This window comes from Leptospira ryugenii, from assembly GCF_003114855.1.
Classification (GTDB): domain Bacteria; phylum Spirochaetota; class Leptospiria; order Leptospirales; family Leptospiraceae; genus Leptospira_A; species Leptospira_A ryugenii.
This window is the reverse complement of record NZ_BFBB01000005.1, coordinates 124,046-149,117: the sequence shown is the minus strand read 5'-3', so window position 1 is coordinate 149,117 and position 25,072 is coordinate 124,046. Positions and strand designations below refer to the sequence as shown.

The 25,072-nt window shown below is 38.5% G+C and carries 15 protein-coding genes; 12 read left to right on the top strand and 3 right to left on the bottom strand.

Features of this window, described 5'->3' with window-relative positions:
* The 3 genes from DI060_RS10550 to DI060_RS10540 form a co-directional block, all read left to right on the top strand.
* Positions 1 to 1,674: diguanylate cyclase domain-containing protein (locus DI060_RS10550; protein WP_108976468.1), on the top strand; the 1,674-nt coding region annotated here is incomplete at its 5' end.
* A 143-nt stretch (positions 1,675 to 1,817) separates the two neighbouring features.
* Positions 1,818 to 3,089: an MBOAT family O-acyltransferase gene (locus DI060_RS10545; protein WP_439956908.1), complete on the top strand. Its 1,272-nt coding sequence runs from the start codon at positions 1,818 to 1,820 to the stop codon at positions 3,087 to 3,089.
* A gap of 53 nt (positions 3,090 to 3,142) precedes the next feature.
* Positions 3,143 to 4,156, top strand: a complete 1,014-nt coding sequence (locus DI060_RS10540; RefSeq protein ID WP_135355041.1) for a hypothetical protein — start codon at positions 3,143 to 3,145, stop codon at positions 4,154 to 4,156.
* Between the two features lie 12 nt (positions 4,157 to 4,168).
* Here the strand turns inward: DI060_RS10540 and DI060_RS10535 are convergent, their stop codons facing one another.
* Positions 4,169 to 4,354, bottom strand: a complete 186-nt coding sequence (locus DI060_RS10535) for a hypothetical protein (protein ID WP_108976465.1) — start codon at positions 4,352 to 4,354, stop codon at positions 4,169 to 4,171.
* 8 nt (positions 4,355 to 4,362) lie between these two features.
* On the bottom strand, positions 4,363 to 5,454 hold the full coding sequence (gene carA, locus DI060_RS10530; RefSeq protein ID WP_108976464.1) for a glutamine-hydrolyzing carbamoyl-phosphate synthase small subunit: 1,092 nt from the start codon (positions 5,452 to 5,454) through the stop codon (positions 4,363 to 4,365).
* A 474-nt stretch (positions 5,455 to 5,928) separates the two neighbouring features.
* Between carA and DI060_RS10520 the strand changes: the two genes are divergently transcribed.
* From DI060_RS10520 to DI060_RS10480, 9 genes are all read left to right on the top strand, one after another.
* Positions 5,929 to 6,831: a porin OmpL1 gene (locus DI060_RS10520; protein ID WP_108976566.1), complete on the top strand. Its 903-nt coding sequence runs from the start codon at positions 5,929 to 5,931 to the stop codon at positions 6,829 to 6,831.
* A 14-nt stretch (positions 6,832 to 6,845) separates the two neighbouring features.
* Complete coding sequence (locus DI060_RS10515; RefSeq protein ID WP_108976462.1) at positions 6,846 to 8,315, top strand: hypothetical protein; 1,470 nt, start codon at positions 6,846 to 6,848, stop codon at positions 8,313 to 8,315.
* A 126-nt stretch (positions 8,316 to 8,441) separates the two neighbouring features.
* Positions 8,442 to 9,695: an NRAMP family divalent metal transporter gene (locus DI060_RS10510; protein ID WP_108976461.1), complete on the top strand. Its 1,254-nt coding sequence runs from the start codon at positions 8,442 to 8,444 to the stop codon at positions 9,693 to 9,695.
* A gap of 41 nt (positions 9,696 to 9,736) precedes the next feature.
* Positions 9,737 to 11,083, top strand: a complete 1,347-nt coding sequence (locus tag DI060_RS10505; RefSeq protein ID WP_244594359.1) for a Na+/H+ antiporter NhaC family protein — start codon at positions 9,737 to 9,739, stop codon at positions 11,081 to 11,083.
* Between the two features lie 103 nt (positions 11,084 to 11,186).
* On the top strand, positions 11,187 to 12,005 hold the full coding sequence (locus tag DI060_RS10500) for a helix-turn-helix domain-containing protein (protein ID WP_108976460.1): 819 nt from the start codon (positions 11,187 to 11,189) through the stop codon (positions 12,003 to 12,005).
* 64 nt (positions 12,006 to 12,069) lie between these two features.
* Entirely contained in the window at positions 12,070 to 12,411 is a 342-nt protein-coding gene (locus DI060_RS10495) for an STAS domain-containing protein (RefSeq protein WP_002989181.1), read from the top strand.
* A 21-nt stretch (positions 12,412 to 12,432) separates the two neighbouring features.
* The gene (locus DI060_RS10490; protein WP_439956907.1) at positions 12,433 to 15,456 is read left to right on the top strand and encodes an LIC_11026 family protein; all 3,024 of its coding nucleotides are present in this window, start codon (positions 12,433 to 12,435) and stop codon (positions 15,454 to 15,456) included.
* A 9-nt stretch (positions 15,457 to 15,465) separates the two neighbouring features.
* Complete coding sequence (locus DI060_RS10485; RefSeq protein WP_108976458.1) at positions 15,466 to 16,065, top strand: DUF1318 domain-containing protein; 600 nt, start codon at positions 15,466 to 15,468, stop codon at positions 16,063 to 16,065.
* Positions 16,066 to 24,012, top strand: coding sequence for a biopolymer transporter TolR (locus DI060_RS10480; protein WP_244594358.1), 7,947 nt, complete (start codon positions 16,066 to 16,068; stop codon positions 24,010 to 24,012).
* Here DI060_RS10480 and DI060_RS10475 read toward each other — a convergent pair.
* Positions 23,999 to 25,069, bottom strand: a complete 1,071-nt coding sequence (locus tag DI060_RS10475; RefSeq protein ID WP_108976457.1) for an aminopeptidase — start codon at positions 25,067 to 25,069, stop codon at positions 23,999 to 24,001. The two genes, DI060_RS10480 and DI060_RS10475, sit on opposite strands and share 14 nt — an antisense overlap.
* Between the last annotated feature and the right edge of the window lie 3 nt (positions 25,070 to 25,072).

Genomic DNA, 25,072 nt, shown 5'->3' with positions numbered 1-25,072 from the left:
TCTCTCGAAGAACCTGAATCTTTAATAGAGACTGTAGATGAAGCACCACTTCCCGAAGTTGATTTGTTTGACGAATGGGAAAACGATGCTAAGAAAGAAGCGGCAAAACAACCCATTCAACCAGTAGAAGAGGATAAAGCGCCCACTCAACAACAGTTTCTCTTTGATGATGAATCTGATTTTTCTACGGCACCTATGGGAAGTTATATTGCTTCCAAAAAACGAATCGAAAACTACCAAGCCGTTTTTGAAATTACCAAAGAAATTGCGGCCTCCAAGGATTTTGCTGAGTTCTTCGAGAATCTAGCTTATAGCATCATGGGACAAGTCGGTTGTTCTTCTGTCGTTATCCTAAGCTCTACACAAAAAGATAGCATGCGTTGGGACGCCTTAAATGCGGAAGGTGTCGATTTGCAAGACCACTGGTCATTTTTGTCTGGAGACGAAGTGTACCAAAGATTATGGGAAACGGATACCGTTATGTATGCTGGTGATCTTTTGCAGAGAAAATTACCAGAGAAGGAATCCAAAATCTTGGGAGAAATGGAGTCCGAAATCCTCGCACCGATCAGACACAAAGAAAAATGTTATGGTATGATTTCACTTGGTCGCCTAATCAATGATGAGGAATACATCGTAGATGATCTGGAATTTGTCAAAATTGTAGGTGAAATTGCCGGATCTGTATTTGAACGAGTTTCTGAACTGGAAGAAAAGACTGAGGAGACATCACATTTAAAAGAAGTTATTGAGATCAATGAATCAGTTTTGAAAACGGCAAGAGATTTTGCCTCTGTTCGAAAGTTAGATGAAGCATATGATTTGCTTTCTGAAAATCTCAAGAAAAAACTCGGCGTAAAACAATTTTCTTTTCTGATTCTAGATTCCGAAAAGCAATCAGATTATGTGGTATTCGGATCCAACTTTATTCTCCCGGAAAGAGCAAAGGATTTTAAACTGAGTAAAGACTCCGACATCGTTGGAATGATTTCCAATATTTCGGGAGTTTATCGCCTAGAAAATTTTCGAGATGACTCGGAGCTTAAATCAATTTTTACGAATGATGAACTTGCCATTATGTCTGAGTTTACCATCTTGCCTTTAATAAACCTGAATTGGTTAGTTGGAATGGTCGTTGTACATTCAACATCGAAACCATGGACCGATGTTAGTCGAGATATTGCTGTCGCGATTATGGAAACTTCGGCTCCTGTATTTGCAAATCTCTTAATACTTTCTGAAAAAGAGGCTCTTTATCGAAATCCTTTTAATCCTTTAGAATCAAGAATTTTATCTGAAATTGAGAAGGCGGAGAGCCTTAAAATTTCATTCACTGTCGTAATGTTTAAAATTCAAAATATCGCGAGGATTACACAGCTTTTCGGTGCAGGGAAATTTGCACGATATGCAGATTTACTAAGAAAGACTATTTTAGAACAGATAAGTGAATATGATTTTTTCACAAGAGTCGGCCAGGGAAAATTTGCAGTGGTATTGCATGGTAAAGATAGAGAAGAAGCAGAGGTTGTGATGAAAAAAATCAAAGCATCCATCGGTAAAAAAGAAGAATTCTTCAGTCCTACCTTTAAGCCAACCTATCGAGTTTTGAGCCTAACTTACCCAGTCGATACAAAAGATAAAAATCAGTTCATGGAAATGATCGAAGAAGCGTAGTTTGAATTGTGTTGTTCAACTCCTTACCATTTGTTTTTAGCTTTGTTATCTTTTTTTTAGTCTATAAATACCTAAAAAGACAACATCAAAATATTCTATTATTACTATACGGACTTTTCTTTTATTCTTTGTGGAACTGGAAGATGAGTGGACTACTATTCGCTTCCATAGTTTTCAATTTTTTCTGGGGATTGAAAATTTCAAATCAAACGGAAGCTCAATCTAGGAGCCGCACCACGACAATTGGGATTGTTATCAATCTATCATTACTTGGTTTTTTCAAGTATATGATGTTTACACTCGGAATCCTTGAAGACATTTTGAAAAATATAGATACATCATTTTCTATTTGGAAACCCGAAATACTATTACCGGTTGGCATTTCCTTTTACACATTTCATAATATTAGTTATTTGATAGAAGTTAAGAACCAAAAAATACAAGCAACTAAGAACTTTGTTTCTTTTGCTGTGTATGATGTTTTTTTTCCACTTCTATTGGCCGGTCCCATTGAGAGACCAAATTCGTTGATCCCTCAATTGGAATCAAATCGACGTATCAGTAGTGAGTTGGTATACAATGGAATCGCATTATTCCTGTGGGGAGTATTTTGTAAGGCTGCCATAGCTGATCCGCTTGCGAAGTTTGTAGATGAATCGCTTTCCCGCACTGATTCCTGGGGAAGTGGATATATATGGATTGTGGCACCTGCATTTGCATTCCAAGTATATGCAGATTTTTCTGGTTATTCAAATTGTGCACGAGGTCTCGCAAATATTCTAGGCTTCCAGCTCATGAATAATTTCCACAGACCTTTTTTTTCCTCTAATCCCTCTGAGTTTTGGAAACGCTGGCATATTTCTTTATCTACTTGGCTTCGTGATTATGTATACATCCCTTTGGGTGGAAACCAAAAGGGTTTTGTGCTGCAAAATGTCAACATAATGATTGTTTGGCTATTGGGAGGTCTTTGGCATGGTGCTACTTATGGATACTTGATTTGGGGTTTGTATCTTGGCTTTTGTATTGTTCTTTATAATTTGATAAAAGTATCAGGATTTTTATCTTACATTGGAAGTTCTTATTTCATTCAAACGATGGGAATCTTCTTTACCTTTTTCAGTTTCTCATTCGGACTTTTGCTATTTCGAGTGGAGAGCGCCGAGCAGTTGGTTTCCCTTTTCTCTAATCTGCTTTCCTTACCAGACATACATTCCAATTGGCTCCAAGTTTCACTCTACTGCTTACCTTTACTTTTGTTTGATCTCTGGCAAGGGAGCAAACAGACCAAGGAAGTAGATTTCTTCCTAAATGAAAGGCCTTATGTATTCTTAAGTATGGCGAGTATCTTATTCTTAGTTTTTTGTTTAGTCGCCCCATTTGAAAAACAAGAATTCTTTTATTTCCAATTTTAATCTTTATGAATCTACGAAGTATTTCCTTTTTCTTCCTCTTGGCCTCACTGGTTATGCATCTTTCCTTTGATATACTTGTGAAAGGTGTTGAGGTCACATCACTATATTGGTATTACTCATCCAAAAAAGAACTGAGTGGAATGGAAGAGATACTAATCTTGGGTGATAGCCAAATCATTAGTGGTCTAGATCCAAGCCTTGTTGCTCAAAGGGAAGGACTTGCGCTAGACAAAGTAATTTCTTTTGCGAGACCGAGTGAACAACCAGAAGGAATGCTGAATCTTTATTTATCGAAAGGCACTCACTTGAGACATTTGAAAAAAATATACATAAATGTTTCGCCAATATCGCTCTCCAAAAATTCAGTCTCAGACGCGCATGAGAAACTTTTTTTAGACTTTGATACTTGGAACTTTTCCGTCCTCAAAAACCAGTATCTGCGCAAAGCATACTTTCGATCTCCCTCAAATTTTGTTTGGAAGTTTTTGAACACCTTATTTCCTTATTTGAAATTAAATCAAAATTATGCGTCTATTCTTGGTTTGGTGGATGGTTCATTTTCAGGCTATGATGCAGAATCGACTGCTCATGGTGTTGGTGGCTCATTCAAAGGTCTGTCTTTATTGAAATCAAGATTTGTAGAATCAAATTTTATCTCTGAAATAGTTTTCCAAAACAAAGCATGGACTTGGAAACATTTCGCTGAACTGTCATTAGAAGAACCAAGTCTTTCCAGAGATAACCCCTTTCCTAAGGGAAGTTCACAAGCATTTGCAAAACCAAGAGAAATCTCACTTCAATTGTTCCAGGAATTGATACTCCAGGCTCATAAAAGAAAGGTAGAAGTAGTCTGTTTGGATTTACCTTTTTCACCTGCGCTCGAAGCAGACATGAAGGGGTTTCATTTGCGAGATACTCTGAAAAGAAGCAAGGAACAGATTCCATGCGACAAGTGGATCAACGTTCCGGCTGACCTTTTGGACCAGCCAGAGGATTTCAAAGACTTTACACATTTAAACCAAAGAGGAAGAGAAAAACTAAATCGTTTTTTACTCTCTCGGGAATAAATGTCGGAAACCTTATCTAAGGATACCTGTTTTTTTGGCGATAGCGTGTAAGTTGATCCCCCAACCAATTCCTAAAAATTGTTTTGGTTTCACGATCTCTTCTGTACTTGGGTCCCAAATGTCTTTCAAAAATGCTTCAGCAGAAATCTCCGTTGCATACGGGATCCCCCAAAAATTTTTATCTTCTTCGTGGTTCATATTCACTCCTAATGATTTGCCCTGTGAGATTTGACCATTTCATAAAACTCTTTAAAGTGGTATTGAGAATCATGTGGACCAGGACAAGCCTCTGGATGATACTGAACTGCCATCAAAGGTAAACCATTTTTTTTCAGACCCGCTACCGTATTGTCGAATAAATTTAATCGAGTCACTGGCATATCCGTTGTCGATTCACCTAATACGTGAAAGCCGTGGTTTTGGCTAGTGATTTCAACACGTTTGGTTTCTTCATTTCTAACGGGATGGTTACCACCACGGTGTCCGAATTTGAGCTTTCCTGTCTTTTTGCCGAGCGCAAGGCCTATGATTTGGTGTCCCAAACAGATCCCAAATAGTGGTTTTTTTGCATCTATGATTTGTTTTGCCGATTGGATCGCATAAGAAAGTGGTTCCGGATCTCCAGGTCCATTCGACAAGAAATATGCATCAAAGTTTTGGTCTAGGATTTTTGACGCGGGCGTTTCAGCAGGAAAAACAGTGATATTAAATCCGTTGCCGTCCAATAAGCGAAGTATGTTCCACTTAACGCCAAAATCATAAACGGCTAAATTAAACTTATCAGCCGAATGGTTTCCAAATTGATAACTTGTTTTTGTAGAAACAACCTTTGCAAGATCTGCACCGACCATACTCGGCGCGGACTTTACCTTTTCTAAAAACTCAGGTGAATATTTCTCTTTGATAAAGATTCCTGCGGACATCGCCCCAGAGTTTCGTATCATGCGCGTTAAACGCCGAGTGTCAATCCCTTGAATGCCTGGAACCGAAAATCTCTTTAAAAAATCAGATAAAGTTTCCTTAGATTTATAATTAGAAGGCCTTGGCACATATTCTTTGACGATAAGCCCAGATGCATGGATTTTATCAGACTCCATATCTTCAGGGGAGATACCATAGTTGCCAACCATAGGGTAGGTTAGATTGATCATCTGGCCTTTGTAAGACGGATCGGTAAGAATCTCCTGGTAGCCAGCCATTGCAGTGTTGAAGACAATTTCTCCTAGTGAGTCCACCTCTGCTCCAAAGGACTCACCTTCAAAGATTTCACCATTTTGTAGGACTAGAAAAGCTTTCATTCCTTCCAGTCCACAAGACCCCACGAAAAGTGCGAACATAAAGAAAAAATTTAAATCTGAGACTTGACTCCGATCCAGGATTTTGATAGGGAGAGGCTAGGAAGGGGGGCAAACTTCCCACGATCCATCCCCCCACCCAAATTGGGATGGGGGACGCTAATCTATGTGACATAAGCCTTTCTGATCGCTGTTCAATTTGCCGAAACGCTAAACCTGGGGGCAAAAACTTATGTTCCTTAGCTCACAAATCCTCGGAATGCCTTTTTTGTGCTACACCTAGGGTTTTAGTGCATTGCGTCACAAAATTCCACAGAAAACACAAAATTCTCTCTCTTTTAACAATTTTATTTGACAGAAATTTTCAAAGCGTCTAATTTTTTTCCCATTGTGGGAACCATGCCTTTAACTTCCGTTGGGTTGCTCCCTCAAAAAAAAACAATATTAGGAAACAAACTCACAAGGAGTAACCATCGAATGTTGAAATCACTTCGCATCGGAATTATGGGGATTTTGTTTGTAGCTGCTGCTACGAGCCTCAGCGCACAAACAGGACCTCGTTCTTACGTCACTTTTGGTCTTGGTGGCCAATTTGACTTAGCAGGATTGGGCGGAACTATTTTAAAAGACGGACTAGACTCGTCTAGACCTGTTCGCGACTCACAAGGAAACGTAACTGGTGGAACACAACAGGCCATCTACGCAGAAAACACTTTGACTGGATTGAATCGATCCACAAATGGCTTCGTTGGTGCAAAAACTAACGGTGCTATGATCGGTATCAACTTTAACGTTGGATACGAGAAAGAAGGCCTTTTCGGTTTTAACTCGCTATTCTACCGAGTCAATGTAAACTACACGACAAAAGCATCCGGTGGTTACACTGAGTCTACTGTTGCAGGTTACAAGTGGTTACAACAAGAATGGTCCTATACTGCCTACACAATCCCAGCCTATATTGGTGTAAAATTGTACAACGCAGCGAATGACACTGCAGTTTATGTCGGAGCAGGTGTGAACTACTACAAAGGACAGTGGGGCGTTGCGGGAACTGTGGATGGCGATACTTTGCGTAATCTTTTTCCTGGTTTGGCTGGTCCTGGTGGTTCCTTTCTATCAGATGCTCCAACTCCAGGGATCTTCAAAGAGAACATTAAATTCGGTTCTTCTGGATTCGGTTTGAACTGGATCGTAGGAGCCCAAACAAAAGTGGCTGCAAAAGGACACGTATTCTTTGAACTAGAAACTATCCTTTCTGGTGGAATGGGAACAGGTGGTACACAATCGGTTGGTGGTGCATCCGCGATTGCTCCTATAGCTGCATACCCAGTGATCGTCGGTGGTCAGACTTACCGAGTCGGATACAAACTCGAGTTATAATCTAGGAGATATTAATGAAACGACATATTTTAAAACTTACAGGTATAGCGCTAGTTAGCTCCCTAACTTTCACAGCTTGCCATCCTGATAAAATCAAAGACGAGCCTGCTTTAGCTGCTGTATTAGCAAGTACAATTGCCTCGGCTGCGAGCGGTGCATGTTTGTTAAATGTAAACGGTGCGGGATTATACTACGGATCAATACTTTTTAACACAGTCAATAATTTGGGTGGAGCTGGATTTACTTTGGCAGATTACAATGCGGCAACGGGTTCAAATCTCAACACTACTCAATTCGGATTGCTTGGATATGAGGAAAAATTCCGCGCTTTTTTCTTAGACAATGGAACTGCTTGGACAACATCGTTGAGAAACACAAGACTTGCTGCAGTGAAAACTAACATGGATAACGGAACGTTTGGTGTATCTCTTCAAGCGCTTCAACAATTGCCTGGAACAGGTGTAATGGCATGTGCGAGAATCCCAAGAACTTCCTGCTCGTTATCTGGATTAACAACTGCCACTAGGGCTGCAGACATCACAGCAAACATTGCTACCTACAATTCTGTAGTGAACAATCCTGATTGTCGTAAGCCAGGATCGACGTTCCCTACTATGTTAGCAAAGTATTTATTTAGAGGTACACCTTCGACTGAGTTGATTACTCTCTCAGGGGGAAACATTTTCAATACGCCAACAAATGGAGTTCCTACCACTGCGGGCGCTGGAATAAACGTAACCGCGACTATTCTTCCAGAAGGTATGTATCCTAAATTCGGGGCTTTGGTTTCTCAGGGATTTGGTAACTTAATGCCAATCAATAAACTAGGGAAAGAATATCCTACTAGTACGTCATCGTCATCCGAGACTGCGTTCTATGGTGGAACAAATCTAAGTGTACAACAGGTGATTAGTTGCGATGCTTACGGTTTTGGATATGGTGTGACAGCTGATGCGCCTGAATCATTGAGAAAGCCACTTACTTCTCCCGCAGAAGTTGCGTATTCGTTTTCTACGAACGGTCAAGCAGCAAATGCCTATCAAGCTGCAGTTCAGTTAACAACTATTGACCAAGACTCGTATATTACAACCGCAACGGCAGGAAATATTCAAGATGCAGTAGCTTGTAACAACTCATTCAGAGCAAGACAAGGAATCTCTCAAGCTCTGGGAGGTGGAAAACTACCTACAACAAACGGTGGAGCTCAATCTTTATTGCTTGGAGATGGTCGTGGAGACGATCGCGCAACCTCTCTACTCGGCCTATGTATTTATGGCGGTAACACTACAAAGCGAACAGTTTTGCAAGGTGCGATCGGGGGAACTAGTACAACTGGCCTAATTGGAGCTGGATTATTAACCAGTACAAGTCAGGTTTCTGTTTGTGGAGAGGGCTCAAATGCCTTTTTCAGAGGCATTCAATCTGAAGTGGCGACTGCTTTTAAAGAAGTTGGAACCTTTACAACTTTCCCGAACTCAAACTAAGATCATAGCTATCTAGTTAAGAGATCAAAGACCCTCAGGTGGAAACCTGGGGGTCTTTTTTTGCCCTCGCTTTCTAGAAAAAGATTCAGTTGCCAAAGCCCCAAGCTTCTATGACCTTAGGAAATCATGAAACCAAGCTCTTTCACTTTCCTTAAATACTTAGGCCCAGGTCTCTTATACGCGGGAGCGGCAGTAGGAGTTTCCCATCTCGTCCAGTCCACGAGGGCTGGTGCCATGTTTGGGTATGAGCTTCTCATCGTGGTTCTTTTTGCAAACTTGATCAAATATCCTTTCTTCGAGATAGGAACTCGCTATACCATTGTTACCGGTAACTCCCTGTTAGATGGTTATCAGAATTTGGGAAAAGCACCTCTTTGGATTTTCTTTTTCATTTCAGTGGGTACAATGTGTATCATCGTTGCGACTGTCACTTTAGTCACTTCTGGTCTTTTTGGAATTATTTTGGGGATCCAAATGGAACCCTGGCTACTTTGTGTATTCATTTTGGGATTTTGTACGGTCCTGTTAGCTGTGGGTAAATTTGGTGCCTTAGATACATTGATGAAATGGATTGTGATTGGCCTCACCTTGGCGACAATTACGGCCACCATACTTTCGTTCTTTGCCATTGTCCCTAAACTTCCAGGGGACGGACGATCCTTTTCGATCCGTGAGGCCGCAGACATTTCCTTTTTGATTGCCCTTATGGGTTGGATGCCCATCCCAATAGAGGCAGCGGTATGGCAATCTGATTGGACTTTAGCCAAAAAAGAAGAGAACGGCGAACTACCGCCTATGCGTTGGGCGATGTTGGACTTCAAAATCGGATATTGGGGAACAACGGTCCTTGCTGTATTCTTTCTCGCCCTCGGGTCCAATATGATGTACCATACGGGAAAGGAGTTTTCGAGTTCCGCTGCTACCTTCGCTGGCGAACTAATCCAACTGTATACAGCATCGATAGGTTCTTGGGCATATCCCATCATATTGGTCGCAGCCTTCTTTACAATGTTTTCCACAACCTTGACCTGTTATGATGCCTACCCTAGAGTGGTTGCCAATGCGTCCCGTAGGCTCTTCCCCAAAGTAAAGACTATTTCTTTAGAGAAACTGTATTGGTTTTGGATTGTGATTGTTGCGATTGGTTCCGTTACCATTCTCTCAGTCTTTTTGACAAGTATGAAAGGTTTGGTCGACTTTGCGACAACGGTGTCCTTTTTAAATGCGCCTATCCTTGCATTCATTCACCATTTGATTCTCTTTGGAAAGGATATCCCGAGGGAACATAGACCAGAGCCTTGGATGAATTTACTCTCTTGGTTTGGAATCATTTTTCTATTTGGTTTTTCCATCTACTTTATCCAAATGCGGTTCTTTTGATTTCATTTTGTACCAAGATGACAGAGAAAGGAATGAGATAGTTGCTATACATTCCTTTCGCCATCCTATTTCTTTTTATATTTGTTTTTAAGTTTCTATTGCCTACGCCAGTTTCTGCTTATGGTCATCACCTAGCACTATTTTCTACGGGATTTGTTTTAATCCTTGTTAGACCAAAGATAGGCAAGTCGTTGCATTTTGTAGTCCATTCCTTTCTGAAAAATGTGCAATCTGTCTTTCCGGCAATGCTCATCTTGGCTTTGGTAGGTATTTTGATTGCCTTTTGGGCAAAGAGTGGAGTGTTATTCCATCTCATTCTTCTAGGAGAATCCTTAATCTCTCCTAAATTTTTACTCCCAGGATTTGCAATTGTAAATGGAATCGCTTCCATTGCTTCCGGTAGTTCATGGACAACCGCTGGTACGGTTGGACTTGCGATGATGGGCTTGGGAAGTCTCTATGGCATCCCTCCAGAGATATCGGCTGGAGCCATTATTTCTGGCTGTTACTTTGGAGATAAACTATCTCCTCTCTCTGACACCACAATCCTCGCTTCTTCTTTGACTTCTGTTCCCATCCAAGAGCATATCCGTTTTATGCTAAGGACTACCGTTCCAAGTTTTGTATTGTCATTATTTTTGTTTTGGATAGCCAATGGATATTTGTCGCCTGCCATTAGCATAGAAGCAACCAAGTGGTCAATTTCCTCCCACTCTCTCGATACTCCTATCTCTTATCTTCACCTCATACCGGTTTTGCTAGTATTTCTTGGTTCTATCCTCTCTCTTCCTTCTTTTGTTTCACTCTCATTGGGAATCCTCGCGTCTCTCTGTTTTTTAGAATTTCCTTTGGACCAAATAGGTTCTCTCGGACATACTTTGTTATTTGGGTACCAAGCAAATACAGGCAATGAGAGGATGGATATTTTTTTGAGTGGGGGAGGACTTATCGCTGTTTTGCCTACCGAGATTCTGATCCTTACGGCTGTTTGGTTTGGGGGCTCTCTTGAGGGCTTGGGTTATTTAAAAAGCATTATCCAATCTTGGAAACAATGGATACACAAAAAAGAAGAGTTATTGCTCACGGCTATGTCCTCCTCTTTTATTCTTAACCTAAGCACCGCAGACCAATACCTTTCCATCGTCATTCCTGCACGCTCTTTCAGTCAGTTTGCCGTGGAATATAAAGTCAAACCAAAAGAAATTGCTAGAGCTTTAGAAGATTCAGGAACACTTTCATCTCCGCTTGTTCCCTGGAATAGCTGTGGTGCGTTTATGGCTGGCTCTCTACATGTCGCAACAATTTCTTATCTCCCTTTTGTATGGTTTAATTTAATTCATATTTCGATAACAGTGATTAGGCTTCTAGTTCAGAGAAAAATAAAATAATATTCACCTTTTTGCCTTTAAAGTTCACCTTTCTTCCCATACTAGAACTACTAAAAGTAAAAACGAATTCGACATGATTTGAACACTCTGTATTTTATTTCGCATGTATCAAACGAAAACAGAAGAAGAATTAAGAGCGGAAATTTCAAAAGCACGACTAACAGGAGATCTAAGTTCCTTGCGGGTATCATTACCACCTTGGATCAGTGAGAAAGTAGCGAAGAAAAGGATTATTTCAGACGATGACAAATCGGATTTGGTTCTAGAGATTTTGGAACGATTTTCCATTATGTGGAATCTTTCAAAATCATACCATATCCAAGTTGTCCTAGGTTTTTTTGTCACCTATGGATTTAATTTATACAGAAACCAAACTCGAAAACAATTTGATATAGAGGGTAACATTGCCTATATAGATATGTGGAGAGACAAAAAAGAAGAGGAGATTAATCTCTTTGATCCCAATGTGAGCTTACGCGAGCTTGTGGAACAGCATCTCACCTTACTCCCGTTAATGTCAAATTTGGTCATCTCCCTTCGGTTTGATCTGCCTCTTCTTGGGAAATACCGAAAGGCCTTTCTCTGGAGATTGCACCAAATGGGCCAAAACCGGGACAGTTTTCAGACATTATATGATAAAAAGAAACAAGCTGCCGAGCAAAAATTGGACACCTGCAACCAAAGGATCATACGGTATACACGCCTTTTGATGCAGGCCCAAGACCCAGAAAAAAGAAAAGAGTATGGAAAACACAAACGCGAATGGATGGTCTTACGAGAAAAAGCAATTAACAAGAGTCTATTTTCGGAAAGAGAGATCGCAAGGATATTGGGAATTACCAGAAAAGAGGTAAGAGTCCATCTAGCGAAAACAAAGAACCACTTCCAGAAGCACGGGCAAGAATTATTGCACTGTGCATAAAAATTTGCTTTACAAACGGTGTTTTTGCTCCATTTTCCTTGCGTATACCACTTACCGAAGGGTTATGAAAATCAAAGTTACGAGCAAAAACGACGTGCACATCATTAAAATTGAAGGTGCCATTAAAGCGGGGAATGAATTTGAGCTTTCTGAAAAGATTGAACAATACATCAAAAAAGGACAAGTGCCTAAATTCATTATTGATTTGAAAAAGGTTCCCTTCATTAACTCAGCTGGGCTCGGAACGTTTTTGAACATTTATAAACACATCGATGGTTTGAATGGGCGCCTCGTTTTTGCAAATCTAAACTCAGACATTGAAAATCTCATGGAAATCACCAAGCTTTCCAGTGTTTTCGAGATCTATAAAACCCTAGAAGAGGCAGAAGACTCCTTCGAATACTAATCTTCCGAGGGAGCACAGGCAGTGTTGGTTCGTTGGAAGCAATTCTTGAGGGAGCTCCTGCGTAGGAGAGTGTTTCGTGCCTTTCTCCTTTCCTTTATCCTTTACAAATCTGTTTTCAATAGCTTCTCCGCGGATTATTTCCTCCCCAGACTTTTGGAATCTTTCCTCCAGGCCCGGGTACATTTGGAAACTCGGTGTTTCTCTTTGTTTTTTGGTTTTGAATTTGAAAACGTTCGGATCGAGACAAAAGAACCTTTTCCAGAGGAGAACCTTCTCCAGGCGAAGCGTTTGGCTCTTCGCTACCAGATCCCGATGCTTCTTTTGGCAAAATTGAAGGTTTCAGAAATAGCTCTGGAATCCGCCGAGATCCATTTACACGAGAGAAATCAGATTTGGAACTTTGCGACCCTTCTCAAACCTTCCGATGAAAAAAAAGAAGAGGAAGAACCAAAAGAACCACTCAGTTCCTTACGAACATGGATACCTGTAGCGGCGGAGGCACACCTATCTTTGAAGGATGTGAGAATTGATATCACAAAAGAATCGCAACCCAACTCTTTTGTGAGCATTGAGGATCTAAACTTTCGATTTGATTTGGTCACAAATCGATTCACCAATCTCCCGTTTGATTATACCATTACTGAACAAATTGACCAATTGTATTTAGGATTCAACCCCGAGCGTGCGCCCTCCATCCAAATTGAAACCAAAGATTTGAATTGGAAACAAAGCCTTCCCATCGGTTTACTTTTGGATTGGAATCGCGACAGAGATAAAAACCCTCATTTTCTTTTTACATCAAAGATTGGTTCAGAGCAAATCCAATTCACATATAAAAATAAGCCAGTTACGTTTGGTGCCGTTCTTAGCCATCATATAGAATATTTTCCTGAAGAAGATAAAGTTATTTTTAGAGATATCGCATTATCTATCTTAGGTGATAGGTGGTTGCAGATAGCTGGCTTAGCTAACAATGTAACAAAAGACAATCGACATATTGATATTGCCGTCACCGAGTCAAAAATCAATCTCGAACCGCTTCATAAGTTGCTTTTGCAATTAGATGGGATAGTCCCGAAAATTGCTTTGGGCGGCAATGTTTCATTTTCTGGAACAACTGTTAAAGGAACTGGGAAGGAGACGATTTTTTCTTTGGTCGCTATCGCCAACCAACTATCTATTTCATCTTCTGGAAAAACCCACCAGATCCCGACTTTACTTATGAATTTAGGCTTGGGTGTCGATTTTTCCGAAGGGAAATCAAAATCAGCAGAAGACCCATTTCCTTGGTTGCAATCCTTTTTCATCGACCAATGCCAGTTGCAATACAATGGGATCAAGATCGATATTTCTGGCTTAATGGACAAAGGCAAACAATTAGATTTGGACGTTTCACTTGAAAACCTTAGGTTAGTTGAATATGTTTCTATGTTGGGTGGAACAACAAAAGCTAAGGTGTTAATCAGGGCAAAGGATTTTAGCAATTTGCCAGTCCAGTTGGCCTTATCAGTTGAACGATTTCGCTATTCATTAGATAGATCTAGGTCACCAGATTCATGGTTAGGTTTATTTGGTGACATCCGTTTGTTCTTTTCTGGGCCATTTCAATTGGCTTTCCTATCCATTCCAAAGTTTACTTTAAATCAGAAAACTTTATCTGGAGCGGACGCCTTAGCCTTACAATTCCAAGGTGATGTCCGATTGGGTGAAGAAAAAAATATAAATATTAAACCACTCAACCTCAGTGCAAAAATACCTTTTTTGTTACAAACTGTACCTTTATTCCTAAAAGAAAAAATTGCGCCCTTGCAATCAGTGATTGGAGACCATCCTGAACTCAAAATAGACTCAAATGTACTTTTGAATTCAAAGTACCAAAAAGTTATTTTGGCATTAACAGGAAAGATCCCTGGACTAGAGCTTTCGGATTTGTCCATAAAAATGGATTTATTACGAAGTTTAGCAGAAAATGAAAAAATCCAAATCAATTCATTTCAAATGACAGGGTATGAGAACATCTTATCACTTAAGAGCGCAGGCTCCCTTGAGAAAAAAGGAGGTAAGTCTCCGTTGGGACCATATTTTGGGAACTTGGATTTAAATTTGTCATTGAAGTCTTCTACAAAAAAGAATTTGTTAAAAGGGATTTCCTTTAGCGGGAATGTAAATCTCTCTACAAAGATCAAAGATTTTGACATCATAGGTGAATTCCAATCAGATCATTCCAATATTCACCAAACAAATCATAAATGCCCAGGACTTGAATGTAAGGCATTTTTGGTGGAAGATTTGGATGCTAAGATTCCTTTTCATCACAGTCTTAATTGGACAAGAAAAGAAAGTCTTATCGTGGGGGATAAATCGCAGTTTATTAAGAATTATGGCAGAACCTTAGAGCCAAACTTAAAAATTGGTCAGATTATAGGGACTCATCCAAGTATACCCGACCTTCCTTTTGAATATGTGAAGAGGCAGGGAACTCTTCCTGGTTTTTCCGCGCGCATCGACTACCAAGAAAATTATGCCTCGATCGAAAGTTTGAAGGCCTATACGCTAGATGGACTTGTCTTTGGGAAAAATATCGTTTTCAATGTCGGAACTTCAAGTCCCTCACAAATGGAGTTTCGTGGCAATCTTCAGATAAGAGATATAGATTTGAAACAATTGATGGCACCAAAAGTTCGAGATAAAATTGCTGATGGTAAACTCAAGGCTGACCTGAATATATCTGTTAGAGATTTAACAGAGCCTGTCGCAAACATGGATTTATTCTTCTCTATTTTTCAAATTGGTAGTGATTTTGGTAAAAGTGCCTTGAATGTTATCTCGCCTCAGAATTTTTTGATAGACCGTATTGCTGATAGTTATGCGGTAAACACAATCGATATTTCTTTGTCCAAAGGCTTAGTATATGCGGATGTATTTTTTAGAAGATCTATCTTGTCGGTATTCATTAATTTGGAAGATAGCAAAATATCACAGCAGAGAATGCCTCTAGCAAATTTTTTGAAACGTGCTCGATCGGAAATAGAAACCTATCAATAGGATATTTACATGAAGCTCAGATTAACAATTCTTCTAGCGTCCATAATATTTGGTAACTGCCAAGCCCTCATCAACTTTAAGGTACCTCCCTTTACAATCACCAATGCACAAACGGCGGCAGAAAAACAGATGGTCGGTGAAGATAGAGAGTTAGAAAAAGATGGCTGGCTAGTTTCCTCGATTCAATCATCTTCGGGAAGTCGTCAACAAAACAGTCAATTGGCTTCCGAAATTGGCCAAGATCCCGAATTGCTTGGACATCAAAAACGATTATTGTACTTAGAATCTGAAGTAAAACGATATAAATTACATAACATGATCGGTGAAGGCCAAGCTGGCATTTTGAAGTTTAATCCGTTTGCCTCACAATCTCCCTTCTATCCTGAATATGAATTTCCCGCAAAACGAAAACGTTTGGATGATGTATTGAGATTGGTAAATGAATCAAGAAAACTGGTTATAGATAAGCAAGTTGAAGAAGAGAAGAAAAAAGGAAGAAAGGAGGAGGAGCTTCGAACACTTCGACTCAACCTGTCTGAGGTTTATATCAAAAATGTTAGTAAAGGCGAATATTATGAAATTTCTCCAGGTAAATGGGAGAAAATGTAGATGTCTCGCACTACCTCGAGTAAACTTTCATTATTTTTTCTAAGTACCCTCCTCCAATGTACTCTCTTGCAAAGTGGAGTAAAGATAAATCCAGTTACCTTTGATTACCAGTCCATTTCTAAAAACTATTTCAAACCTGGTGAAACAAAACCATTTCCCTTAACAGTTCAACGTGGAAATAATCTATACAATTCTACTACGGCTGATGGAAGGTTTTTGTTTTATACTACGGATAAAAATGGAAACAATGATATCTGGTTTCGTGATTTAAAAAGCTCTGTGATTGTTCCAGTAACAGAAAATTCTTTTTCTGAGTCCAAACCAGCAATTTCACCGGATGGAAAGTATCTCGTTTTTGTTTCAGAAGAATTTGATTCAGATGGAGATTTAGTACTTCTGGAAATGAATATTGAGGAATGGATGGAAGAGCTCCTTAAAGGTAATCGTTTTATTGAAACTGATACGATAAACCTAACCAATCCACTTGCAAAAAAAGAAGGGAAAAGACAGAGGATCATTGACACAGATCCAGTTTGGACTCCGGACGGCAAATATGTGTTATATGTTTCTGATGCATTTACCCCTGGTATTCCAAATTTAGTACAAATCAATCCTTTTCGTCCACAAGAGAAAACGCTATTAACCCAAAACGGCGCCGTCAATCCCTCCTTGAGTAAAGACGGAAGTGTTGTATATTTTATCTCGTATGGAGAAGATAATAGAGGCGAAGTCTATTCATTCCAAATTCAATCAAAAGAAATCCAACGAATAACAAACAATGCTTTTTTAGATTTTTCCCCTTGCGTTGACCAGTTAGGAAAGTACTTATATTACGCATCCATCCGAAAAGATTCAAATGGAAATGGCAAACTAGATGAACGGGATGTGAGCCTACTCGTAATGAGAAATCTACAGACAGGAGAAGAGAAAGTTTTATCTTCTGGAGAGGTTTCTTTTTTTGATGTCAAATATTCTACCTTTAACGGTGGTTCTGTTTTATTTTCTGCTCCTTATTTCAATTCAATCAATATTTACTTTTTGCCGGCCACAGGCTCAATCCCAAAACAAAGTAATATTATAGAACAATACCAATCGACAAAAACATTCTTAGACGGTCAATCTTTAGAGGCCTATTTTCTTGGCTTAAATTCTATGGAACTTTTTTTCTCCCAGGATCCCTTGTTCCCTATTTACCAAGCAAAGGTGAATGACTTAAAAGCAAAAGCATATGAGAAAATGGGAAAATCAAAAGAAGCAAAACAAATCTATTCCGGTATGCAGAGCGGAGAATTAGGCCGAGATACAGCATTCGGATTTGCTTTTGCTAGGTGGCTTGCGCAAAATCCTGCTACTAAAAACCAAGAACTCTTGCAATTTATCAATTCGCATTCGGATGTTTCGATTGATACGATCCCTTCACTTTTGCATTTATTAGTAGATGATTTCGAAAAGAAAAAAGATATTCCATCTACCAAACGTTATCTGATTGAAATCACGGATCGATACCCTGAGTATCATCTCATTTCCGAGATTCGGAGAAAACTAGGCACTTATGAATTCACTCAAGATAGCAAGACTTTACCCATCGTGTACAAACAAATTTTCAAGAATTGGAAAGATGAGGCGGAACGTTCGCTGACTAGAAATGAACAGAACTTTGATTTTAATACAAAGCGCGATCTACGATATTTGATCGAAGATATTATTTTAAAAATAGAATCAAATCGTTCTCCTGGTGAGGTCCTTCAGTGGGTAGATATTTTACTTTCAGAAGCTGATAATCAGTCGGAAGACCTATTCAAACAAATTCTATTGTTTGAAAAAGCCAAGGCTTTGCACTCTCTAAGGGATTTTGCTAATTCTTCCTTATTATTAGACCAAATCATTCCTATCCCGCCTCAAATGGATCTGGAACCCATTGGAAAGCCTTCTGTCTTTGAACTACCAGTTTACAAAGTCGCCTATAAAAATCCAATATTGCTTAAATCCCATATACTAAAGTACCAAAATCAAAAGTATTCTGGAAACACTGGTGATGCCTTAAGGAATTTAAAAGTGTATCTCGAGTTCTACGACAAAGATCTTGGAGTCGATCTAAAGATAAGCGATATTGAAAATGCATTCTTTTATTTTGAGAATAAGGCTTTGGAATTTGAAAGATTAGGTAATCTTAGAGAATCAGCGTTTCATTACTTTTACAATAACCAGAACATGTTTTTGGTAAAAACGAAAAACCTCTTCTTGGATAGTTTGTACCAAGAATACGGTGTTTACTACCAGAGAAGAATGGTTGATACAATCTTTAACTATGGTAAAAAATTGCGGGAAGAAGAAGAACGTGCCTTACTTTCCCAAATCAATGTACTAGGAAAGGATAAACTAAACGTAATTGGAAATATTACTGACGTCACTTCTTTGGTAACTGAAAATAAATATCTAAGAAGTGTAGTTGATTTAAAAGATCTGGAGCAAATCAATGTTCTGTCTGGGCAGGCCTTACAATGGGCTGAATTATACTACAAACAAGCAGTCCCACGCGCAAGGCCGCATTTAGATTTATCGACACTGTACGGATATGCTTACTTTCTTATAAACAAATATGTAATTTATGAATCGTATTACTATGCCACGAATACGATGACCGACCTCCGAAAGAAAGAGATATTAGAGAATTATAAAAAAGCAGAATGGGAACTGAAATGGATTATTTTTGCAGATCCCACTTACCATGATGCATACCAACTATTAGGTTGGCTTTATCAGTATGTTGACCTAATGAAATTGCGGCGGGCTGAGCCAGGAGCCGAAACAGATGAAGAAAAATATTTGGCACTTTATAAAAAGTTTTTTCCTGAGAAAAACTTGGAGGCAAATGTCGAACTCTATAACCAAATTCTTGTCTTTTTAGGACAGAAGAATCTAAAGCCCAAAGTGCTTTCTGATCTAAACTTAAATTTAGGTAATAACTATTTCTTATTAAATAATTATCCGAAAGCCGATGAAAGTTTTCAAAAAGTAGAGGAGAGTTCAAAAACCCTCCTTGCAAAAAATCAATTTGAATCCTATAAACAAGAAGCAGTTTTTAGATACCATTATGGAAGGGCACTGATTTACCAATCAGAATACAAAAAGGCAATTTCTCAATTCCAATCATCCATTCAAATTTATTTCAAAAACGAATATTACCAAGCAGTGAATGCTTATGCTTCCGATGAAAATACAATTACCAAAGAGCGTTTAATGAACATTCGCTCCAAGTTGGCATTGTTATTTGCTTTAAAAGGACTTGCAGAGCTTGAGAGCCAACAATTTACTCCGGCGATTGAATCCTTCCAAACTTCTATTGCCTACAATCAACAAACTCAATTTTTACACCCTATCAATCTGTATAATTACTTAGCTATTGCCATGCAAAAGGCTGGTAGATTTCAAAGTTCTTATGAGATGTTGTCGATAGCAAAACAGGAATACCAGAAATCAAAAAAATCGCTGTGGCAGAGATGGAAAAATTTCTCTTCTTGGGATCTTGTATTGCCAGAAGACAAAAGGGTGATTGGAGAGGGAAGATTTCCTGGTGAGTTCCCAGATGATTTCAAATATTTACTTACTTTAGGTGTAAGTATAGAAAATCACATTGAACAAAGAGAATTTGAATTAGCCTTGCAAGAGTTAAGTGCTAGGAATGATTTTATTAAAGAAAAATCTCTGGATAAGACGGCAATGGGTACTACAATACTTGCAAAGTCCAAGCAAGTGGCCGCACAGATTTATTACGAAAACAAAGTATCAGAAAATGCACTGAAATCTTATGAGGACTTAATTCAACTTGTCTTTGCGAATGGTAGTCCTGATTCAAAAGAAAAAGCGATCGCAGGCTATTCTACTTCCGTCTTTAGTTTTGTAGAAGCAAATAAAGAAAATACAGAGAAGGCAACAAAAGCTCTCAAAGACCTTCTCGCAAACCTAGAGATTTGGAAATCTGATTTTATGAAATCATGCTCGGACAAATTGTGCGACTTGCAATTCCGAAAAAAATACTATAAATATGATGTCATTCGTGGTACAGCCAATTTCTATTTAGCAGAGTTAAGTGTAGGTAATCCAGAAATTTCATTTTCTAGATATGCGGAAGCAGCAGAGATTTTAGAAAATCCAGGATTGGTAGATCCGATTGATATTGGTCTGCCCAAAGATCCTATTCGAAAAAAAGAAAGAATACGTTTACTCTATAATTTAGCGTTCATTTATCGAAGATTAGGAGATATAGAACTCAGTAGAAAGAAATGGAATGAAGCTGCGGAACTCGCCTACGAATTTCGATTTGATGATGAGTTATTTTGGTTGCACCAACAAAAAATAGAAATGGAATCAGGCTTAGCCAATCTCTCTAAACAAAATTTAGATCTACAAAATTCGGTAAAGAAAGTTCAAAAGGATTGGAAAGAGAGTCCTGAGATCCGCTTATTTTCACCTCGAGTCAAAATTGATCGTCTAGTAAATACACTAAGTAAATATTATTTAGAGCAGAAAAATTTCAGCGCTCTAGTACAGCTTTGGGAAGAAAGGCGTTCCATAGAATTGTTTCGTGAGGTCTTTAACTCTCAGTTCGAATTTGAGGATTCTAAACTAAATCTTGCCTATTCGGATCTACTCAATTGGATCAAAAGATATCGAACTCTTTTGAAAACAATGGAAACAAAGTCTGAGAATAGAGAAAATGTCGACAATCTTCTGAAAAGTAAACAGATTGAGATTCAGAAATTAGAAGCATATACATCAAAATTAAATTCACTTAGCCCGGAGAGAAATTCCTTTTGGTCAATATTCTGGAATCCTAAGGAGAGATTCACCTTAGACAATCGAATTTTGTATGTGTATCACTCTGAAAATCAATACCATCTGTTCAGTGAGCGCAATAAGAATATTTTTCACAAGCATTGCTTGTCGCTTGATGAAGGCTCCTGTCTACCTGAAGTTTCCTCTGAGACTGTAGTAATACAGGGATTAGGTGATAGTTTTTCAATATCGGATGTTCAGAAATTGAAAGGATTCTTTTCTGAAAAAGGAAAACAAGTTACTTTTATTTCGAGAACGGCCGAGAGTGATCTTTTCCAGGAGAAAAATGAAAGATCATGGAAATGGACAACATTATTCACCGACTCAACGACCAAAGAGACATCCCTACCAACTCGAGCACAAACATCATATACTCTTGGTCCTTTGGTATACGATACGGATGTATTGGTTTCTACAAAAACATTTCCTCTAAATGGAAGTTTATTTGCCGATAAAGTCTCCCAGAATTTACCACTGCGAGAATTATTCACAACGAGTGGAAATGAGATATCAGTAGCTGCACTTCCGCTTTCAGAATTTTCCAAGCCAGTCGATTGGCAAAGAATCGGTTATCTATATGAAGTATTACGATCCCGTAGGATCCAAAATCTTGTGCTTTACTCAAAGTTTGAAGATTTGAAAGTTTTTTTATCTACTAATCCAAGTTTAAGTGAGTTAAATCAAAATAAAAATGTTATTGTTTTGGGTGCTTGGGATACAAAACTTGTCCCCGCAGAAAATTTAGAAAAAGCCAAACAGTTGATGGAGGAAGGTAAACAGTTCGAAAAATTAAAGGATTTTGAGATCGCGTACGACAAGTATTATTCTGCATCCTCCCTATTGCCAAATCAGGATTCTCGTTTACCAGATATCGAGCTAAAATTAGCCGAATTGAAAACTCAACTGTTTCCTTCGGTAGCCAAGAAAATCTTTTTCGAACCTCTTTTAAATAAATATAAGGATAAGGAATTCCAAAATAAAATTCGATATTCTTTTTATGTTACCTGTTATACGGATAAAGACTTAAAAGATTGCGGAGAGATGAAAAATGTTTGGATTGGACCCCTAGCTGGAACGTATGAAAAGGCATTGGAGTTTTATCAGAAGCTCCGGCTTGGGAAGGTGAGAGGTTTACAAGAGTCCAATGAGGCAAGAAAGGAAATTGAGAAAGGAGAAGATGCATTCCTCCAATCCTATCGTCTTGGCACATTATATATTCAAAACTATCTTCTGAAAGAAGCAGAAGAGGAGCTAAAAAGAACCTATTCGTTTGCAAGATCAGCAAAAGAAAAAAATACAGCGAAAAATAGAGAACTTGAAATTCTTTTCCATAAAGGTTTATTGTTTGGTGATGTCGGCATAGATCAGACCACTCTGACTTCTACATCTGCCTATAGTTTAGGTTTTAGAAAAAAATGGTCAGAATATGACCAAAAGATTCTCTCACGAGAGTTTACGAAGTATGGTTATGCCGATTCTATTTACGATCAATTTAGAATAAAATTATACCAGTCTTGGAAAGCACAAGTGAATCGAGGCTACTTTGATCCCTTGATCTTAACACCCGAATTCTTAACAACAGGTGAAAGTGTTTTGAGTAAACTTTCTCATTTGAATCGTACTTTAATGTATTCTCTACTTAGAAATTCTATCATGAATCAAAAACAAAATGAAGTAAATGCTCTGATTGATTTAATCATCTCAGAAGAAAAAAAGGAAGAAAGACCAATGCGAATTTTAGCATTTCGTCTTTTTTTAGCAGAGAGTTTGTATCTTAGAGGAGATCGTGAATCTGCTGATAAATATTTAAAATCATTCGAATCAGAATATTTAGCCATTGGAATGGGAAACTCATTTTTAGATGAAGAATATTTAAAACTCATACAACGTCTATCTTATCTCTACAAGAGAGAGCTTCCCAATAGAATTGTATCGAGTCATAAAATAGGAAAGTATTACGAAACGTTTAAAAATCAAAGTCCAAATCAATGGGTAGATAGTCTCAACGCTCTAAATTCCTCGCTTAAAAATGAATGGCTTAGTCCAGAAATGAGTAAGGAGATGGAATTTCTCTTTGCATATCTTCTACAAACGGCACTTGAGAAAAACTCTTCCGAAGTATTTTTTGACATTGCCATTGCGAGAGATTTGTTTAGAAACCATAGCGAACGTTATTTGGGAAAGAAAGTCACCTTTGCTGAAATTCCACGATTTTTTTCCCTGGCCGAAAAACTTAAACTTAAACTTCCCAAAGGACAGGAATTCTCGGCTATATTTGATTTGGGGAAAAAGACATACTTACTTTCTTTTCAAGATAACAAATCTTTGGGAAGAGAACTCTTTATGGATAACAAAGAGTTAAAAAAAGACCTCATGAAGTATTGGATCGAAACGGAAATCGGCGGGATGGAGATGATCCAAAGGGAATCTTTGGCAGATCGATACAAAAATTCTCTGCGACTTTCAAAGGGGAAAAGGCATTATCTATATCTTTCTGGTTATCACAGCAAAGCTCCTCTTTCAATACCAGATATCGAACTTTATAGAGTCGCCTCAGTGAAAACATTTATCGACTCACCAAACATATCAAAACAAAAACTTAAATTTTCAAGCAAACAAATAGGTGTTATGGATCGTATGGATAAAATGAACCCAGAAGATAAAATCATAAACGATCTTATGATTTGGGAAGTGCAAGGGAAAAATGATAGTGCCGAATATGTCATCGATCCTAGCGTATTGCGACTTTCTGAAAATACCACCGTTTCTTATGAGAACGAAACAATTTCAAGTGCCAAAGAGTTTAAAAATACATTTCGATTTCTTTCCAACAATAGGTTAGGGGAAAGTACATTTTACTCAGATGATTTTGCGGTATCGAGTTATTATCTTTCCCAAAAATCGAAAGGACTTTTTGTACTACATTCAGGTATCCAGAACGGTTTTCAAAATATTAAGTTCTTAAAGCAATTGATGCTACCAAGCGATACCGAAAAACCTCTCTATGTGCGATTTGAAGAGGCGAAAGAAGCAGCAAGGAGCACTAGCCCAGAGGACCGTTATTGGACTGGTTATTCACTCTTTACGTCTGCAATGATTACGGAAGATTAAGGAGTTTTTTTCTCTCTTCCGCGCTAAGCGAGAAAAGCTCTTTGACTTTGGAGTGGAAAATTCCAAAGTCTTCATTTGCTTGAGTGAACAATGATTCAAAGGTTTGGTTTCCCGAGTGGTATCTAAGGACTCCTAAAAAGTCTTCGTTATTCCATTCTTTCTTGCGGAATGTTTCGATTTTTTTTGCTGGTACGATGTTTAAACGAATGACTTCTTCCTTGAAACTTTGGATTGTTTCCTTTTTCTTTTGTAGTTTTGACTCATCCGTAGACTGGCTTTTATAGATCTTGTCTAGCTCATAAGCATATTTTTTTAGTATGGCAATGGAAGTTTCCTTTTCCTTTTTTTCATTTAGGATTTCCTTTAAAGACGGACTGTCTTTTCCTTCTCTTTCCTTATAAAATCGTTCCAATCCTTTTTCTTCCACATAACTAGCATAAGATTCATTGAGATTGGAATCTCCAGGAAGGTAACTTGTGGCATGAGCCATTTCATGAAAGACCAATCCAACTAGTTTGGTATCCTCCCAATCCAATTGTGGTGACAAAACTGGATCCGAAAACCATCCCAAAGTTGAATACCCGCCAAAAGCTCTTACTCTTGTATCCAATCCTAAACGTTTTAATGATTCCTCTTCTTTAAGAGCTAAATCCTTTGAAAAGAATCCTTTATAAGGAACAGTGCCAGCAAATGGAAACCACCATGTATAAGACTCGAAGGCAAGGGCTTGGCATGCACTTACATTCCATCCAATTTCTTCTCTATCTAATTTCGTATAATATTCGAAGCCACCATCTGGGTTTAATTTCAGTTTGTTGACTGCATACTCTCTTGCGAGTTGAATTAAGGCGAGTTTCTTCTTTGTCCGCTCATCAACACTAGTATCTTGCAAAACAGAGTTTATTTCCCTTCGATTTAAGAGGATACTTGATTGTTCTTTGCTTACATGGTAGAGATAAGGAAGGCAATTGCTTAGAAACAAGGCAGATAAAATACAAGAATACTTTTTAGTTCGACAGATAAATCTCTGAATCCAATATGGTGCAGATTTCGGCATCTT

What these genes read in the sequence shown, in the direction of transcription:
- DI060_RS10515 (WP_108976462.1), top strand. Translation starts at nt 6,846, where the DNA reads ATGAAACGACATATTTTAAAACTTACAGGTATAGCGCTAGTTAGCTCC.
- DI060_RS10545 (WP_439956908.1), top strand. Translation starts at nt 1,818, where the DNA reads ATGAGTGGACTACTATTCGCTTCCATAGTTTTCAATTTTTTCTGGGGA.
- DI060_RS10475 (WP_108976457.1), bottom strand. Translation starts at nt 25,069, where the DNA reads ATGCCGAAATCTGCACCATATTGGATTCAGAGATTTATCTGTCGAACT.
- DI060_RS10520 (WP_108976566.1), top strand. Translation starts at nt 5,929, where the DNA reads ATGTTGAAATCACTTCGCATCGGAATTATGGGGATTTTGTTTGTAGCT.
- DI060_RS10535 (WP_108976465.1), bottom strand. Translation starts at nt 4,354, where the DNA reads ATGAACCACGAAGAAGATAAAAATTTTTGGGGGATCCCGTATGCAACG.
- DI060_RS10510 (WP_108976461.1), top strand. Translation starts at nt 8,442, where the DNA reads ATGAAACCAAGCTCTTTCACTTTCCTTAAATACTTAGGCCCAGGTCTC.
- DI060_RS10485 (WP_108976458.1), top strand. Translation starts at nt 15,466, where the DNA reads ATGAAGCTCAGATTAACAATTCTTCTAGCGTCCATAATATTTGGTAAC.
- DI060_RS10480 (WP_244594358.1), top strand. Translation starts at nt 16,066, where the DNA reads ATGTCTCGCACTACCTCGAGTAAACTTTCATTATTTTTTCTAAGTACC.
- DI060_RS10540 (WP_135355041.1), top strand. Translation starts at nt 3,143, where the DNA reads ATGCATCTTTCCTTTGATATACTTGTGAAAGGTGTTGAGGTCACATCA.
- DI060_RS10495 (WP_002989181.1), top strand. Translation starts at nt 12,070, where the DNA reads ATGAAAATCAAAGTTACGAGCAAAAACGACGTGCACATCATTAAAATT.
- DI060_RS10500 (WP_108976460.1), top strand. Translation starts at nt 11,187, where the DNA reads ATGTATCAAACGAAAACAGAAGAAGAATTAAGAGCGGAAATTTCAAAA.
- carA (WP_108976464.1), bottom strand. Translation starts at nt 5,454, where the DNA reads ATGAAAGCTTTTCTAGTCCTACAAAATGGTGAAATCTTTGAAGGTGAG.